Source organism: Caulobacter sp. SL161 (assembly GCF_026672375.1).
Classification (GTDB): domain Bacteria; phylum Pseudomonadota; class Alphaproteobacteria; order Caulobacterales; family Caulobacteraceae; genus Caulobacter.
This window is the reverse complement of the sequence record NZ_JAPPRA010000001.1, coordinates 3213012-3227930: the sequence shown is the minus strand read 5'-3', so window position 1 is coordinate 3227930 and position 14919 is coordinate 3213012. Positions and strand designations below refer to the sequence as shown.

Annotated in this window: 12 protein-coding genes; 8 read left to right on the top strand and 4 right to left on the bottom strand. The window is 68.1% G+C overall.

What is annotated here, in order from left to right; genetic code table 11:
* The first annotated feature begins 87 nt into the window (after positions 1-87).
* Positions 88-720 carry a glutathione S-transferase family protein gene (locus tag OVA11_RS15855; RefSeq protein ID WP_268068236.1) on the top strand — a complete coding sequence of 211 codons (633 nt, stop codon included), beginning with the start codon at positions 88-90 and terminating at the stop codon, positions 718-720.
* A gap of 186 nt (positions 721-906) precedes the next feature.
* On the opposite strand, the gene meaB is transcribed toward OVA11_RS15855, so the two are convergent.
* From meaB to OVA11_RS15835, 4 genes are all read right to left on the bottom strand, one after another.
* Positions 907-1887: a methylmalonyl Co-A mutase-associated GTPase MeaB gene (gene meaB / locus OVA11_RS15850; protein ID WP_268068235.1), complete on the bottom strand. Its 981-nt coding sequence runs from the start codon at positions 1885-1887 to the stop codon at positions 907-909.
* A gap of 68 nt (positions 1888-1955) precedes the next feature.
* The gene (gene pleC, locus OVA11_RS15845) at positions 1956-4484 is read right to left on the bottom strand and encodes a cell cycle histidine kinase PleC (protein ID WP_268068234.1); all 2529 of its coding nucleotides are present in this window, start codon (positions 4482-4484) and stop codon (positions 1956-1958) included.
* A 167-nt stretch (positions 4485-4651) separates the two neighbouring features.
* Positions 4652-7243, bottom strand: coding sequence for an aminopeptidase N (gene pepN / locus OVA11_RS15840; protein WP_268068233.1), 2592 nt, complete (start codon positions 7241-7243; stop codon positions 4652-4654).
* 95 nt (positions 7244-7338) lie between these two features.
* Positions 7339-7890: a hypothetical protein gene (locus OVA11_RS15835; RefSeq protein WP_268068232.1), complete on the bottom strand. Its 552-nt coding sequence runs from the start codon at positions 7888-7890 to the stop codon at positions 7339-7341.
* Positions 7891-8032: 142 nt separating this feature from the next.
* Between OVA11_RS15835 and OVA11_RS15830 the strand changes: the two genes are divergently transcribed.
* From OVA11_RS15830 to OVA11_RS15800, 7 genes are all read left to right on the top strand, one after another.
* Complete coding sequence (locus tag OVA11_RS15830; protein ID WP_268068231.1) at positions 8033-9148, top strand: acyl-CoA dehydrogenase family protein; 1116 nt, start codon at positions 8033-8035, stop codon at positions 9146-9148.
* Between the two features lie 13 nt (positions 9149-9161).
* Positions 9162-10385, top strand: a complete 1224-nt coding sequence (locus OVA11_RS15825) for an acyl-CoA dehydrogenase family protein (RefSeq protein ID WP_010920336.1) — start codon at positions 9162-9164, stop codon at positions 10383-10385.
* A 262-nt stretch (positions 10386-10647) separates the two neighbouring features.
* Positions 10648-12249 carry a tetratricopeptide repeat protein gene (locus OVA11_RS15820; protein WP_268068230.1) on the top strand — a complete coding sequence of 534 codons (1602 nt, stop codon included), beginning with the start codon at positions 10648-10650 and terminating at the stop codon, positions 12247-12249.
* Positions 12250-13674, top strand: coding sequence for a hypothetical protein (locus tag OVA11_RS15815; RefSeq protein WP_268068229.1), 1425 nt, complete (start codon positions 12250-12252; stop codon positions 13672-13674).
* Positions 13671-14300, top strand: coding sequence for a hypothetical protein (locus OVA11_RS15810; protein ID WP_268068228.1), 630 nt, complete (start codon positions 13671-13673; stop codon positions 14298-14300). Before OVA11_RS15815 ends, OVA11_RS15810 begins: the two co-directional genes overlap by 4 nt.
* Positions 14294-14449 (top strand): hypothetical protein, encoded by a 156-nt coding sequence (locus OVA11_RS15805; protein WP_164468164.1) that lies wholly within the window; start codon positions 14294-14296, stop codon positions 14447-14449. Before OVA11_RS15810 ends, OVA11_RS15805 begins: the two co-directional genes overlap by 7 nt.
* Positions 14424-14918 (top strand): YybH family protein, encoded by a 495-nt coding sequence (locus OVA11_RS15800; protein WP_268068227.1) that lies wholly within the window; start codon positions 14424-14426, stop codon positions 14916-14918. The genes OVA11_RS15805 and OVA11_RS15800 overlap by 26 nt, the downstream gene beginning before the upstream one ends.
* The last annotated feature ends 1 nt before the right edge of the window (position 14919 follow it).

Below are 14919 nucleotides of genomic sequence, written 5' to 3'. Positions count from 1 at the left end.
ATTTGTTCTAATCGTTGAGCGCACCATAAACGCAGGCTAAGCCGGAACGCCATCCGGCATTTTCGAAACAGCTTTCAGGAGCGTGGCGTGGAACTCGTGATCGGCACCAAGCGGTGGTCCAGCTGGTCGTTGCGCCCGTGGTTGGCGCTCAAGCGGGCGGGCGTCGACTTCACCGAGACCGAGATCGAACTGCGCCGGGGCGAGGCCACCGGCGACGACATCGGCCGCATCTCGCCCAGCCGCCTGGCCCCGGCCCTGCGCGACGGGGATCTGGTGATCTGGGACTCGCTGGCGATCTGCGAGTACCTGGCGGAAAAGTTACCGGACGCGAAGCTGTGGCCGGATGATCCCACCCTGCGCGCGCTGGGTCGGTCGGCGTGCGCCGAGATGCATTCGGACTTTCAGGCGCTGCGGAGCGAATGCCCGATGGCGCTGGACGAGCCGCTCCGCGCGCTTGAGCTTTCCGAAGCGACGCAGAAGAACGTCCGCCGCATCGTGGCGCTGTGGACCGGCCTGCTGGCCCGTTCGCACGGCCCGTTCCTGTTGGGCGATTGGTCGATCGCCGACGCCTTCTACACGCCGGTGGCGACGCGGTTCCGAACCTACGAGGTCCGCCTGGCGGACTACGGCGACACGGGTCCGGCCCAAGCCTATGCCGCGCGGCTGCTGCAGACCCCGGCGTTCTTGGAGTGGGAGCAGGCGGCGCGCACGGCGCGCTAGCGGCTCGTCAGCAGGCCGCCACCTGACCTGCTTCGCAGGTCGTCCGCCCCCAGAAGGGGCGGAAGGGGCGCGCCCTACATTCTTCCCCCCTTTGGGGGAGGAGCGCGAAGCGCGGAGGGGGCAAGAGGTAGCTTTTGCTCAGCCGTCACCCCGCCCCCCGACCCTTCCCGTCCCGGGGAAGGGGGCTCACAACCCGAACGCCGCCAGCAGCCTGTCGGCTGCCGCCGATGCGGGAACCTCGCCCTGACGCACCGCCGTCTCGAGCTCCGGAACCAGCGCCGCCACGGCCGGGGCGGTCTTGAAGGCGTCTTCCAGGCGGTCGCGGACCATGGCCCACATCCAGCGGGCGTCCTGGTCGGCGCGGCGAGCGGCGCGGGCCCCGTTGGCGCTCATCACCTCGCGGTGGCACAGGATCTGGGTCCACAGGACATCCAGCCCCAGGCCGGTCAGGCCGGACGCGGTCAGCACCGGCGGCGTCCAGTCCGGATGGGCGGGGGTGAGGATATGCAGGGCGTTGCGATAGTCGCGGGCCGAGCGCTCGGCCTTGGCCGGATCAGCGTCGGCCTTGTTGATGACCAGGAGGTCGGCCAGCTCGATCAGGCCCTTCTTGATGCCCTGCAGTTCGTCGCCGCCGCCGGGAATGAGCAGCGCCAGGAAGATGTCGACCATGTCGGCGACCACCGTCTCGGACTGGCCCACGCCCACGGTCTCGATGATCACCACGTCGAAGCCGGCGGCTTCGCACAGCAGCATCGCCTCGCGGGTCTTTCGCGCCACGCCGCCCAGGGCGCCGCCCGAGGGCGAGGGGCGGATGAAGGCGTTCGCCTGGACGCTGAGCTGCTCCATCCGGGTCTTGTCGCCCAGGATCGACCCGCCGTGACGGCCGGACGAGGGATCGACGGCGAGCACCGCCACCCTGTGGCCCGCCTCGACGAGATTGCAGCCGAACCGCTCGATCGTCGTCGACTTGCCCGCGCCCGGCACCCCGGTGATGCCGATCCGCTGGGCGCGGCCGGTCAGCGGCATCAGGCGTGAGAGCAGGGTGCGCGCGGCGACCTGGTGGTCGGCGCGGCGGCTCTCGACCAGGGTGATCGCGCGCGCCAGGGCGGCGCGGTCGCCGGCGACCAGGCGATGTTCGAGGCTATCGATGTCGAGCGCGGGGATCACGGCTTTCCGCTTAGAGCCTGTCTGGCTGCGATGAAAGCCCCCCAGGCCGCCCCTGGGACGGTCTCGCCTCAGGCCGCCACGAAGTCGCGGGTGATCTTCTGATCGCTATGGCGGACAGGCAGGGTGAAGCTGACCGTGGTGCCTTCGCCCGGCGTCGAGTGCATCTCCAGCACGCCGTCGTGCATGGTGATCAGCGACTTGGTCAGCGCCAGGCCTAGGCCGGTGCCCTGGGTCGTCTTCGAGAACTGGCTTTCCACCTGCTCGAAGGGCTTGGCCAGTCGCGCCAGGTCTTCCTTCGCGATGCCGATGCCGGTGTCGGTCACCGAGACCTTGATCAGGTCGCCGAACGGATCGCGGCGGACCTCGGCGCGCACCGTCACGCTGCCGGCGCGCGGCGTGAACTTGATGGCGTTCGACAGCAGGTTCAGCAGCACCTGCTTAACGGCGCGATAGTCGGCTTCGATCTCGGGCAGCTGCGGGAAGTCGATGTCCAGCTTGAGGCCCGCAGCCTCGGCGCGATTGCGCACCAGTCGAACCGCGTCCTCGGCGACGTCTTCCAGATGCATCGACTCGAACTTCAGGTTCATCTTGCCGGCTTCGATCTTCGACATGTCCAGGATGTCGTTGATCAGCGCCAGCAGGTGCTGGCCCGACGAGTGGATGTCCTGGCTGTAGCCCTTGTAGCGTTGGTCGCCGAGCGGTCCGAACATCTCGTTCATCATGATCTCGGAGAAGCCATTGATGGCGTTCAGCGGTGTCCGCAGCTCGTGAGACATGTTGGCCAGGAATTCGCTCTTGGCCTTGTTGGCGCTCTCGGCCTTGACCTTCTCGGTCTCGTACTTGCGCGCCAGCTCGGCCAATTGCTCCTGGCTGCGCTCCAGGCCGGCGACGGCGTTCTGAAGCTGTTCCTCGTTGCGACGGCGGGCTTCTTCCTGGGTCTTGATGGCCGTGATGTCGGCGGCGGTCATGACAAGACCGCCTTCGGCGGTGCGGCGTTCGCTGATCTGGATCCAGCGGCCGTCCATCATTTCGGCTTCGCGAACACCCTTGGCGCCGTCGGGCGCGGGGTGGTCCTGCTTGATCGCCAGGGCGGCGAAGCGGTTGACCTCGGCCCGGGCCGCGCCGGGCTTGAGGATCTTGGGCTCCAGCGAGAAGACGCTGCGATAGTTGCGGTTGCACATCAGCAGGCGACCCTGCCGATCCCAGAGAACGAACGCTTCGGACACGCTCTCGATGGCGTCGCGCAGGCGGTTCTCGGCCGCCTGGGCGCGGGCCTGGGCGATCCGCTCCTCGGTGACGTCCAGCGCCACGCCGATGATGCGGGCGTGACCTTCCGAGCCTGGCTTTCCAAAGCCCTGGCCGCGGGCGTCGATCCACAGAGACCGCGCGCCCTGTTCGCTCGCCGGGACCCGGAACGACACGTCGAACGCGCCGTACATCGCCGCGTTGGCCAGCGCCTGACGAACGCGCTCGCGGTGGTCGATCGAGATCCGCTCCAGGAGGTCCTGCCCCGAAACGACGCCGCCGCCGCCCCAGCCGAACATCGCGCCGGTGACGTCGGACAGATAGACTTGGTCGCCGTTCAGGTCCCATTCCCAAATCCCGCACCGCGCGGCTTCCACCGCGAGCCGGAAGCGGCGTTCGCTGTCGATGAACTCGCGATGGGCCACCTCGGCCTTGCGGCTCTGGATCATCAGCAGCAGCGCCAGGGCGATGCCGACGCCCAGCGGCACGAGAAGGCTGAAGGCGCCCTCCATGACCTGCCGATCCAGGTTGGCGACCGATCGCGTCGGCGCGGCGGCGACCGCCAGCAGGGCGCCCTGCGCCACGGGACGAACGGGCACGTCCAGCAAGGCGCCGTCGGCGGCTTGTCCGCGTACGGCGGCGGGACCATCGCCCAGATCCTCGACCGAGAGCGCAAAGGCTTCGCGAAGCGCGCCGGCGCCCTGGACGCCGCGTCCGCGCGCGGCGATCAGCTTGCCGTCCGGCAGGGCCAGGGCGCCGCTCTCGCCCTTCTCGGGATCGGCGACCAGGCGCGAGGCGTCGCCGCTGGCGATCACGAAGGCGCGCGCACGATCCAAGCTCGTCGTGGTGGCGACATAGAGACGACCCGTCTCTCCGACCGAGCCGACCCAGTTGGTCCGGCCCGAAGCGCCGGCGGCCAGGGCGGCGGCCTTCCAATCCGCGCCGTCGTCGCGACCAGCGACCGCGACAACGCCGGCCTCGCTGACGACGGCCACGGCCGCAGCTTCGCCGCCGGCGGCGCGCAGGGTCGTCTCGGCGGCGTCCATCGTCGCGCCGGGATCGCGTTTCAGCAGGTCGGCGGCCGCCGAGAGGCCCGCGCGTTGCGCCGCCAGATTGGCGTCCACGCGGCCGGCGATCAGGTCAGCCTTCGCCGCCAGCGGTGCGCCGCCGGGCTGGGCCAGGGCCTCGCGTTGCAAGCGATGCACGCCAAAGGCCGTATAGACCGCCAGGAGCAGCAGCGCCGCGAGGATCGCGATACGGACGAACACCTGCGACGGCGCGTTGACAGCCTTGGCGCGCACGGCCGACGGCGCGGTCGGCCCGGCTGCCGCCGGCCCCCCGTGTCTGCCCATGCCCTTGCTCAACGCGCCAGACTCCCGTGGATCCCCATGGCGAGTCACTTCGCCAAGTCGTGAATCTAACGTACCGCCGCCGCTCGCGTCACCGCCGAAGCGGCGGATTTCGAACGGTTGAGCCTATTGGTCGCAATCCCGAGTGGCCGACCATCGTCAAAGACTCGTCAGCCGAGCGCCTTGCTGGCCAGTTCCAGGACGTTCTTGGAGAGGTCGGGGTGGGCCACGATGCGTTCCAGCTGGGCGCGCATCAGGTCGCCCAGTTCGGGCTTGTAACGACGCCACCCGCCCAGAGGCTCTACCAGCCGCGCCGCCGTCATCGGGTTGAAGGCGTCGACCTTGAGGATCTCGTCCGCCAGGAACGCATAGCCCGCGCCGCTGGGATCGTGGAACCGCGCCGGGTTGAAGTTGGCGAAGGTCGAGACCAGCGCGCGCAACCGATTGGGGTTGGTGGGCTCGAAATCCGGGTGCTGGGTCAGGGCGATTACGCGTTCCAGCGCGTCGGGGTTCGGATCGCGACCCTGCACCGCGAACCACTTGTCCAGCACCAGCGGCTCGGTCCGCCAGGCGTGGTGGAAGCTCTCGAGCGCCTTCTCACGCGGCACCCCGCCCATGGCGACCATCGGATAGAGCCCGCCGATCATGTCGGTCATGTTGCGGGCCGCGCTGAAATGGCCCAGCAGGCGCGTGAGGTTCTCAGCGTGCGGGTCAGCCGACAGCGCTTCGGCGCAGGCGTTACGCAGCGCTCGGCGACCGGCTGCGGCCGCGTCCGAGGAGAACTCGCCGTCGATCTGCATTTCGCCGTGCAGGCGACGCAACAGGTCGCCGAGGTGCACCGCGATACGCGTGCGAAGATGATCGCGCGCCGCGTGCAGGGCGGCGGGATCAGCGGCCTCGAACATCAGGGCGAGGTCGGGCTCGGAGGGCAGCGCCAGCAACAGGGCCTTGAAGGCCGGCTCGGCGGCGTCATCGACCAGCGCCCGGCCCAGGGCGTCGGCGTAGCGCTCCTCGCCCACCTCATCGGGCGCGCCAGCCGCACGCGTCAGGATCAGATCCCGCGCCAAGGTCTGGCCGGCCTCCCAGCGATTGAAGAGATCGGTGTCGGACCCGAACAGGACGTAGCGATCCGACGGGCGGGCGTCGGTCGACAGGTTCACCGGTGCGGAGAACCCGCGCAGCGCCGACAGCACCGGCGGCTCGGGGATGCTGTCCCAACGAACCGTCATCTGCGCCTGGTCGAGCAGCACGATCTCGGTGTCGCGAAGAACGCGTCCGTCTGCAGCCAGCAGGCCGATGGCGATCGGGATCGGCAGCGGCTTCTTGTCAGGCTGGCCAGGCGTCGGGGGCGTGCTCTGGGTCAGGGTCAGGGTCAGCGCGCCGGCGGCGGCGTCATAGGCCGTCTCGATCATCACCGACGGCGTGCCCGCCTGCTCGTACCAGCCAAAGAAGCCGGAGAGGTCACGGCCGGACGCTTCGGCGAAGCAGGCGATGAACGCCTCGACCGTCGTCGCCTCGCCATCGTGGCGCTGGAAGTAGAGGTCGCAGCCCTTCCGGAACGCGGCCGCGCCCAGGATGGCCTTGAGCATCCGGATGATCTCCGCGCCCTTCTCGTAGATGGTCGCGGTGTAGAAGTTGTCGATCTTCAGATAGCTGGACGGCCGGACGGGGTGGGCGAGGGGACCGGCGTCCTCGGCGAACTGGCGGGCGCGCAGGGCGCGGACATCCTTGATCCGCTGCACGGCCGCGCCGCGCATGTCGGCGCTGAAGCCCTGGTCGCGGAAGACCGTGAAGCCTTCCTTCAGGCACAGCTGGAACCAGTCGCGGCAGGTGATGCGGTTGCCGGTCCAGTTGTGGAAGTACTCGTGGGCGACCACGGCCTCGATCCGCTCATAGTCGAGGTCGGTCGCCGTCTGGGGATCGGCCAGGAGCAGCGAGCTGTTGAAGATGTTCAGCCCCTTGTTCTCCATGGCGCCGAAATTGAAGTCGCGCACGGCGACGATCATGAAGAGATCCAGATCGTATTCGCGCCCGAACGCCTCTTCGTCCCATTTCATCGCGCGTTTCAGGCTGTCCAGCGCATAGGCCGCGCGCGAGGCCTGGCCGGGATCCACGAACACCCGCAACGCGACTTCGCGGCCGCTCATCGTGATGAACTTGTCGGCCAGGACGTCGAGATCGCCGGCGACCAGTGCGAAGAGATAGCTTGGCTTGGGGAACGGGTCGGACCACTCGGCGAAGTGCCGCCCGCCGTCCAGCGAGCCCGAAGCCACCGGATTGCCGTTGCTCAGCAGGTGCGGGAACTTGCCGTCGGCCTCGATCCGGACGCTGTATCGCGAGAGCACATCGGGACGATCAGGGAAGTAGGTGATCGTGCGGAACCCTTCGGCCTCGCACTGGGTGCAGAACCGGCCGCCCGACATATAGAGACCCATCAGCGCCTTGTTCGACGAGGGATCGATCTCGACCTCGGTCGACAGCACGAACTGGTCCGGCGCCTCGGCGATGGTGAGATGTTCGGCGTCCACGACATACCGGCTCGCGTCCAGCGGCCGGCCGTCGATCGCGATCGAAACCAATTTCAGGCGTTCGCCGTTCAGAACCAACGCTTCGCCCTTGGCCCCGGTCCGACGGACCGAAAGCTCGGCCGTGACACGGGTTCGCGTGGGGTGCAGGTCGAAGATCAGGCGAGTGGTCTCGATGGCGAACGGGAACGGGCGATAGTCCGCGAGGTTCACGGCTTGGGGCGTGTCGGTGCGCATCCGTCCTACTTAATCCCGCGCGCCGACGTCCGCGAGGGGACCGTGGTCTTCCGCGCCGAATAAATGGTCCGATGGCATCAGGGCGTGAACGCGGTTTAATCGCCGGCGGGCGGCGCTGAGGGCGACTCCTGCAGGTATCGCTCGATGACCATGATCTTCTGCGCCACGGCGCTCAGCGCGGGCGGAGCGTCCTCGGGATTGTCGGCCACCAGAGTCAGGATCTCGCGGGCGATCGCTTGGAGGCGCGGCGCGCTGGCGATCAGTCGCGCCTGATACTCCATCTTATGTGGGTCGCGATCATACTCCGCGCCGGGCGTCCGCCAGCCGCCCCAGTCGTTGGGGTCGGTGACCACGACCGGATAGGTCCCGGGATAGGGATGATGGGCGCAGTCGCCCTCCTGCTGCCACTTGTTGCGGGCCCGAAGCACCCGCCAGTTCGAGGCCACGCCGCTCTCCTGCGGGTCGACCTTGTCCTCGGGCTTCAGCTCCTGCGCCTGGAACTCGCGACCCAGGCCAACGTCGTAGGTCACCCGCACCGGTTCGTCGAAGCCCTTGGCCCAGATCGGCACGATCCGCTCGACGACCGCCCAGCATCCGACGCTGTCGACCCAGACCCGCTGGTTCTTCTGAAAGACGGTCTTGGCCATGGCGCGCGACAGGTCCGAAGTTGTAAAACTATGGGGCATAAGAACCTGAAATTCTTGACGCCGGGTCAATCTTTCCCTTCGCGTGAACGTCGTTCAGTGTGCCTTCTGTGACGCGCCAGAGAGCGCAGTCAGGGAGGTTCCAGTGGATTTCGACTATTCGGACGATCAGAAGTTCCTGAAGGAGGAGGCGCGCAAGTTCCTTGCCGCGCATTGCGACGTCGGCGTGGTTCGCGGCGTGCTCGACAACGCCGACCGCTCGTTCGACCAAAAGCTCTGGAAGGGCGTCGCCGAGCAGGGCTGGCTGGGCGCCTGCATCCCCGAAGAACATGGCGGCCTGGGTCTGGGCCGCGTCGAACTGTGCGCCATCGCCGAAGAGCTTGGACGCGCCGTGGCGCCGATCCCCTTCGCCTCCACTGTTTATGTGCTTGCCGAGGGCCTGATGGCCTACGGGTCCGACGCGCAGAAGGCGTCGATCCTGCCGCGCATCGCCGCCGGTGAGGTCATCGGCTGCCTGGCGACCTCTGAGGGTCCCGGCGTTGTCGGCCCAGCGACGCTGCAATGCCGCGTCGAGGGCGGCAAGCTCAGCGGGACGAAGATCCCGGTCACCGACGGCGATGTCGCCGATATCGCGCTGGTGCTGGCCTCGGAAGGCGGCCGCCCGGGCCTCTTCCTGGTCGACCTGAAGGGCGCCGGCGTGTCTCGCGAGACCCTCAAGAGCCTGGATCCCACGCGCGGCGTCGCCAAGATCATGTTCGACGGCGCGCCCGCTGAGCGGGTCGGTGACGCCGGTGCGGGCTTCGAGGTCGTGCAGGGTATCCTCGACCGCGCGGCCGTGCTGCTGGCGTTCGAGCAACTGGGCGGCGCCGACCGGTGCCTGGAGATGGCCAAGGAGTACGCCCTGGGGCGCTACGCCTTTGGACGTGTCATCGCGGGCTATCAGGCCATCAAGCACAAGCTGGCGGACATGTACGTCAAGAACGAGGTGGCGCGGTCCAACGCCTATTACGGCGCCTGGGCCTTGAACGACGGTGCGCCGGAGCTGCCGGTCGCCGCCTCGGCCGCGCGCATCGCCGCCTCGGAAGCCTTCTGGTTCGCCAGCAAGGAGAACATCCAGGTCCATGGCGGCATGGGCTTCACCTGGGATGTCGACTGCCACCTCTATTACCGCCGCTCGCGCCAACTGAGCCTCGTGGCTGGGGCGCCGAAGGTCTGGAAAGAGCGGCTGGTGGCTGAACTCGAAAAGAAAAACGCGGCTTAAGGAGCGGAAGATCATGGATTTCAACGATTCCACCGAAGAAGCCGCCTATCGCGAAAAGGCGCGCGCCTGGCTTGCCGAGAACGCCGCCGCGCACCGCGCCAAGTGGGGCGAGCTGAAGCCGAACACGCCCGAGCACATGGCCGCCGCCAAGGAATGGCAGGCCACCAAGGCCAGCGCCGGCTATGCCTGCATCACCTGGCCCGCCGCGATCGGCGGCGGCGGCGGCACGCCGATCCAGTCGGTGATCTTTGGCCAGGAAGAGACCAAGGCCGGGCTCGGCTACGGCTACTTCACGATCGGCCTGGGCATGTGCGTGCCCACGGTGATGGCCTTCTCGGACGGCGAGACCAAGAAGCGCTTCGTCAGCCCCGCCGTGCGCGGGGAGGAGATCTGGTGCCAGCTGTTCTCGGAACCGGCCGGCGGCTCTGACGTCGCCGCCCTTCGCACCCGCGCCGTCAAGGACGGCGATGAGTGGGTCATCAACGGCCAGAAGGTCTGGACCACCGGCGCCCACTATTGCGACTACGGCATCCTGCTGACCCGGACCGACCCTGACGTGCCCAAGCACAAGGGCCTGACCATGTTCTGGATCGATATGAAGGATCCGGCGGTCGAGTGCCGTCCGATCCACCAGATGTCGGGCGGGCGCGAGTTCAACGAGGTCTATTTCACCGATCTGCGCGTCAAGGACAGCCAGCGTCTGGGCGAGGTCGGCGACGGCTGGAAGGTCGCCCTCGTCACGCTGATGAACGAGCGCCTGGCGGTCGGCGGTTCTGCGGGCCCCAACTATCGCGAGATCATGAAACTGGCCCGCGAGCTGGCGGGACCCACCGGCCCGTCGCTCAAGGATCAGTCGTTCCGCGAAAAGCTGGCCGACTGGTACGTGCAGTCCGAAGGCCTGAAGTTCACGCGTTTCCGCACCATGACCGCGCTGTCGCGCGGCCAGACGCCGGGACCGGAAAGCTCGATCGGCAAGATCATCTCGGCCAATCAGCTGCAGGAGCTGGCCAATACGGCGGTCGAGATGGAGGACCAGTACGGCATCCTATCCGATCCTGAGGTCGCGCCCGCCGAGGCGGCCTTCCAGCAAAGCCTGATGTGGGCTCCCGGCCTGCGGATCGCCGGCGGCACCGACGAAATCCTCAAGAACATCATCGCCGAACGGGTCCTTGGCCTGCCGGGTGATGTTCGCGTGGACAAGGACGTCGCTTTCAAGGACATGCCGACCGGACGTTGATTTCGTCGAATCTTTACACGACTTGAAACGAGGCGAGTCGCCCGCTGACTAGGTTAGTAGGCGGCTCGTCGACACTTCGCCTAGTTGTTTCCGCTGCGCGGAAACGTGCGAAAATCCCCCAAATTCGCGTGCCAAGCGAACCTTGGCTGTCACGAAGAAGACTTCATTGGCCGGTCGGTTGAGCTGACCTTGACAGTGGCCAATCCCAGGCACATGAGAGATCGTTGTTTTATGGTTAACGGCGACGGCTGAAGGGGGATTCATGCGCGAGGCCGGGGACGCTATTGCGCGCCTTCGCTCGCTCCGCGACGCAGCGGGGCGCCTGGTCGCCAGCCGCGCCTCTTTGCTGCGCCGAGCGCCTGTGGGGCTCGTGGTCGCTGCGGTGGTGATTCCGCTCGTCGGGTGTGACACCGGCCCCAATTTCTGGTTCCATAAGCGCGCGAGCGCCTGTCCACGTCCGCAGGTCGCGCAAGGCGTCTCGGGGCAGTTCAACCAGCAGCAGCAGGAAATCCGGGCGCTTCGCCAGGGGGGCTTCCGAGGCGATTTCTTCGCCCAGCTTGAACTGGCGCGACGCTATGAAGGCCAGCGCGCCGTCGACAAGAACCTGGAAGATCCGGTCGAGGCGGCCGTCTGGTACGCCATGGCGCTGGCCAACTCCGGCGGCTACGCGCCGATCGCCGCCTACGAGCGTCGCGGCAAGGAATCGCGGGCGGTTTCGCGCTTTGACGATTGCCGCGCTTTCGAGCGACGCAGCGCCTACGGCGCGCTGGACCGCCTGCTCTCGCGCATGTCGACCGAGGAGCGAGAGAAGGTCCGCAACCGCGTGATCTACATCCTCTCGACCCAGAGCGCTGACGGGTTCCGGACCCTGGCGCGGATGCACGACGGCTATTTCGGCCCGTTCGGGGAACCCTCGGACAACCTCCAGGCCATCGAGGCCTACGGCAAGCCCAGCCAGCCTGGCGCGCCGGCGGCCCTGGACCTGTTCCGCCGCAACGACGTCGACGCCTATCTCTACAATTACCTGGCGGTGCAGACCGGCGACGTGTCGGCCTATGTGATGCTGAAGGACTTCGAACGGTCCTCGCCGCAGCGCGCCTCGTACGGCTCGTTCGTGGAGACCAAGGCCAAGCGCTGGATTCCACCCTACGAGTTTTATCCGCCCGAATCGCCGGACTCTGGCGTTCCTCACTCCGACGAGGCGGACCTGTCGGGCGAGGCGCGCGAGTCGGCGCTCTATCGCATCGCCGAACTGCCGTTCGTCCATGTCGGCGAGTCGCTGGCCTATCTGCGGGTGATCCCCACGGCGGTGCTGGACGAGAAGATGCTCAGCGTCACCGAGGTTCAGACGCTGCAGAGCATGATCGGCCGTCCGAACACCGGTCGTCTTGCCCCGATCGAGAAGGTGCGCGCCGTGCAGTACGCGGCGGTCAATGGTTCGTCCAAGGCCCAGCTGGTGCTGGCGGTGATGTACTCGGAGGGCGTCGGCGTGCCGCGCGACTACGCCCGCGCCTATCACTGGTACGAGGAGGCCGAGCGCCAGGGGTCGGCGGAAGCCAAGTACGCCATGTCGACCTTCTTCTCGCTGGGTCTGCAGGGCGTGGCCGACCAGGACCGGGCCAAGGCGGTGGTCTACCAGATCGACGGCGCCCTGGCCGGCTTCAAGCCTTCGGCCTGGCGTCTGCAGCAACTGCTGGCGCAAGTCTCGCGTCCGCCGCGTGCGGCGGGCGAGCGTCCGCAGCCGCGGCCGATCTATGGCGCAGACGATTACCGCGCCGCGCCGCGCGCCGACGACCGTGACCCGCGACAGGACCAGCCTGGCTCCGACCGGGGCGGGCGTCCGTATAACGAAGGGAATTACTAGATGCGCCGCCTCAGCCGCCTGCTGGCGCTTTGGGCCGCCTTGACCCTTGGCGCCGCCGTCGCCTCCGCGCCCGAACTGGCCGTCGCCTCGCCGGACGCCAAGATCGATCAGCAGATCCGTCCCTGCTTCGGCCTGTTGCTGCAGCCCAATCTGGCTCACGGCTGCAAGGTGCGTGACGTGCGCCCCAAGCCCTGTCCGCGGGGCACGATCCGCTCGAAGGGCCGCTGCGTTGTTCCGTACAACAATGGCGGCTACGCCTATGTCTCGCGCGAGATCAACTGCGACTACGCCTATCCGGGCCAGATCTCCGACACGCTCTATCGCCTCTATGAAGGCGACGTGCTGACCCTGACCTCGACCAATGGCGGCGCCTGCGTCGACTCGCTGAACATCACGAAGGCGATCAGCATCGTGGTGCGCGACTATTCGCCCAGCCGCACGCGTCCGATCCTGATCGCCGGCAGCGGTCAGCCCTGCATCAAGATCCAGCCCGGCGTGCAGTATGTGGTTCTGGACGGTCTGGGCATCGAAGCCACCCGCGCCGGCGCCGCCTCGTGCATTGTCGGCCGGGCCACCGAGATCGCGATGCGTGGCGTGACCGTCCGCTATGACGGCGAGGGTTCGGCCTTCGACGTGGGCGAGAGCCGCATTGAGTTGGCCCAGAGCACCTTCATCGGCCGCACGCGTCAGCCGGTGGTCAAGGCGACCGGCACGATCATGGCCGCCGACGTCGAGATCGCCGCCACCGCCATCGGCGCGGCCCTGGAAACGTCTGGCGACAGCCGTCTGCGCGGCGTCCGAGTCGTGCGTCTGGGCGACTGGACGGGCTCCTCGCGAACCCGCAACTCCGCCGGCTTCATCATCGCCGGCATGAACCGCCAGCAGCTGGTCCAGATCGACGGCCTGTATGTCGACGGCTTCTCGCGCGGCATCTATGTCGGCGGCGGCGACGAGACGACGCTGCTGCGTCCGGTGGTTCGCGACAGCGACTGGGCCGTCACGCTTGAGAACGCCAACCTGCGGGTGGTCGAGGGTGAGCTTGAGGCCGTGGATGTGGGCATCTATGCCGCGTCGGGCATCGTGTTCGCGTCGAACAACAAGATCATGGGCGTCATGCGCTCGGGCATCTACGCCGACGCCGGCGGTCAGGTGCGCGCGGTCGACAACCGCGTCTATGCGCGCCCCGAAGGTTGCCGCGCCCTGGTCACGGGCTTCTTCAACGGCGAGCTGACCTGCCGCCCGTGGTTCGAGGCGCCGGAGCTCTACCGCACGCCGCGTGACCGCGCTCGACTGGATTTCGACAGCTACTGGCCTGCGCCGGCGATCGCCGCAGGGGTCACCGCCCAGGCGCCGGCCGAACTTTCCGGTCCGCCGCCCGCCGGCGAGCCTGTTCCCGCGCCTCAACAAGGGGGAGCTCCTCGATGAGCAAGTCTGTTCGTAGCCGGCTGGCCGTTTCCCTCTGCGCGCTGGCGACGGTGTCCAGCCTCGTGGCCACGCAGGCCTGGGCCCAGAGCGGTCCGGGTGGCCCGGGCCGTGGACGCGAGGTCTGTGGTGCGCCGATGACAGGCGCTGCGCCCGACATCATGAGCTATGACAGCGCCACCGGGACGCAGGTCTTCGTCAACAGCGGCCGGGGAACCGGCACCGACGTTTCGGCCTACAACGCCCAGAGCGGGTCGGCCGCCCAGTTCGCCGGCGATCTGAGCCGTCCGGGCCTGGTGTCCTCGTGCTCGGTCGACGGCTTCAGCCGCCAGGCCTATGGCGTCGACGCCACGCGACCGGGACAGCTGGTTGTCTCGGGCCGCGACGAGCGTGGCGAGCGCTGGGCCTTCACCCGCGCCGACGGCAAGGTCGAGGTCTGGGACCCGCGCGGCTACAACCGCTGCTTCAAGTCGGGCCTCGGCATCTTCACCCCGGCCGGCGGCTACGGCGTGGCCCTGGCCACCCCGCCCGGCGCGATCGGCGTCGGCATCGCTGCGGGCCAGCACTTCGGCGGCGTGGGCGTCGGCGCGAACCGCAATTTCGTCGGCGCGGGCCTCGTCGGATGCTGAGGACGGTGCTGGTCGTCGGCGTCCTCGTGGCGGGCCTGACGGCCTGCGCGTCGCCGCGACCCCATGGTCCGCCGTCGCCGTCGACCCCCAGCCGCGCCAAGGTGACGCCGCCGCCGCCGCCGATTGAGGCGATCCGGCCGCGCTACTGACCGGAGCGGTGCGTCCGCCGGAGAGGCCCTGATGCTGAAGTTCCTGTCGATCCTGGCGCTGTTGCTCGCGCCGTCCTTGGCCCTCGCCGAGGTCTCGCCGCAGCAACGGGCGGTCGAAGCCGTGATCGCCGATAGCGCCGCCGGCTGGAACGCCGGTGACGTCGTGCGCTTCATGGCCAGCTATTCGGACGCCCCCGAGACCAGCTTCGTCACCGGGGAAGGCCTGGTGCGCGGCAAGGCCGCCATGCTGGCTCGCTACAAGGCCAAGTATGACTTCGGCGACCCGGCCAAGCGCGGCGTCCTGACCTTCACGTCGGTCGACTTCCGCCTGCTGGACCCGACCCACGCGCTTTACGTGGGCCGGTGGGCGCTGGCCTATCCCAACGGGACCTCGGCCAAGGGATACACCAGCCTGATCATGGCCCTGGAGCCCGGCGGCTGGCGTATCATCGCCGATCACAGCAGTTGAT

Coding starts and splice junctions, on each gene's coding strand:
- pepN (WP_268068233.1), bottom strand. CDS start 7,243: ATGCGCACCGACACGCCCCAAGCCGTGAACCTCGCGGACTATCGCCCG.
- OVA11_RS15835 (WP_268068232.1), bottom strand. CDS start 7,890: ATGGCCAAGACCGTCTTTCAGAAGAACCAGCGGGTCTGGGTCGACAGC.
- OVA11_RS15815 (WP_268068229.1), top strand. CDS start 12,250: ATGCGCCGCCTCAGCCGCCTGCTGGCGCTTTGGGCCGCCTTGACCCTT.
- OVA11_RS15825 (WP_010920336.1), top strand. CDS start 9,162: ATGGATTTCAACGATTCCACCGAAGAAGCCGCCTATCGCGAAAAGGCG.
- OVA11_RS15805 (WP_164468164.1), top strand. CDS start 14,294: ATGCTGAGGACGGTGCTGGTCGTCGGCGTCCTCGTGGCGGGCCTGACG.
- OVA11_RS15820 (WP_268068230.1), top strand. CDS start 10,648: ATGCGCGAGGCCGGGGACGCTATTGCGCGCCTTCGCTCGCTCCGCGAC.
- pleC (WP_268068234.1), bottom strand. CDS start 4,484: ATGGGCAGACACGGGGGGCCGGCGGCAGCCGGGCCGACCGCGCCGTCG.
- OVA11_RS15810 (WP_268068228.1), top strand. CDS start 13,671: ATGAGCAAGTCTGTTCGTAGCCGGCTGGCCGTTTCCCTCTGCGCGCTG.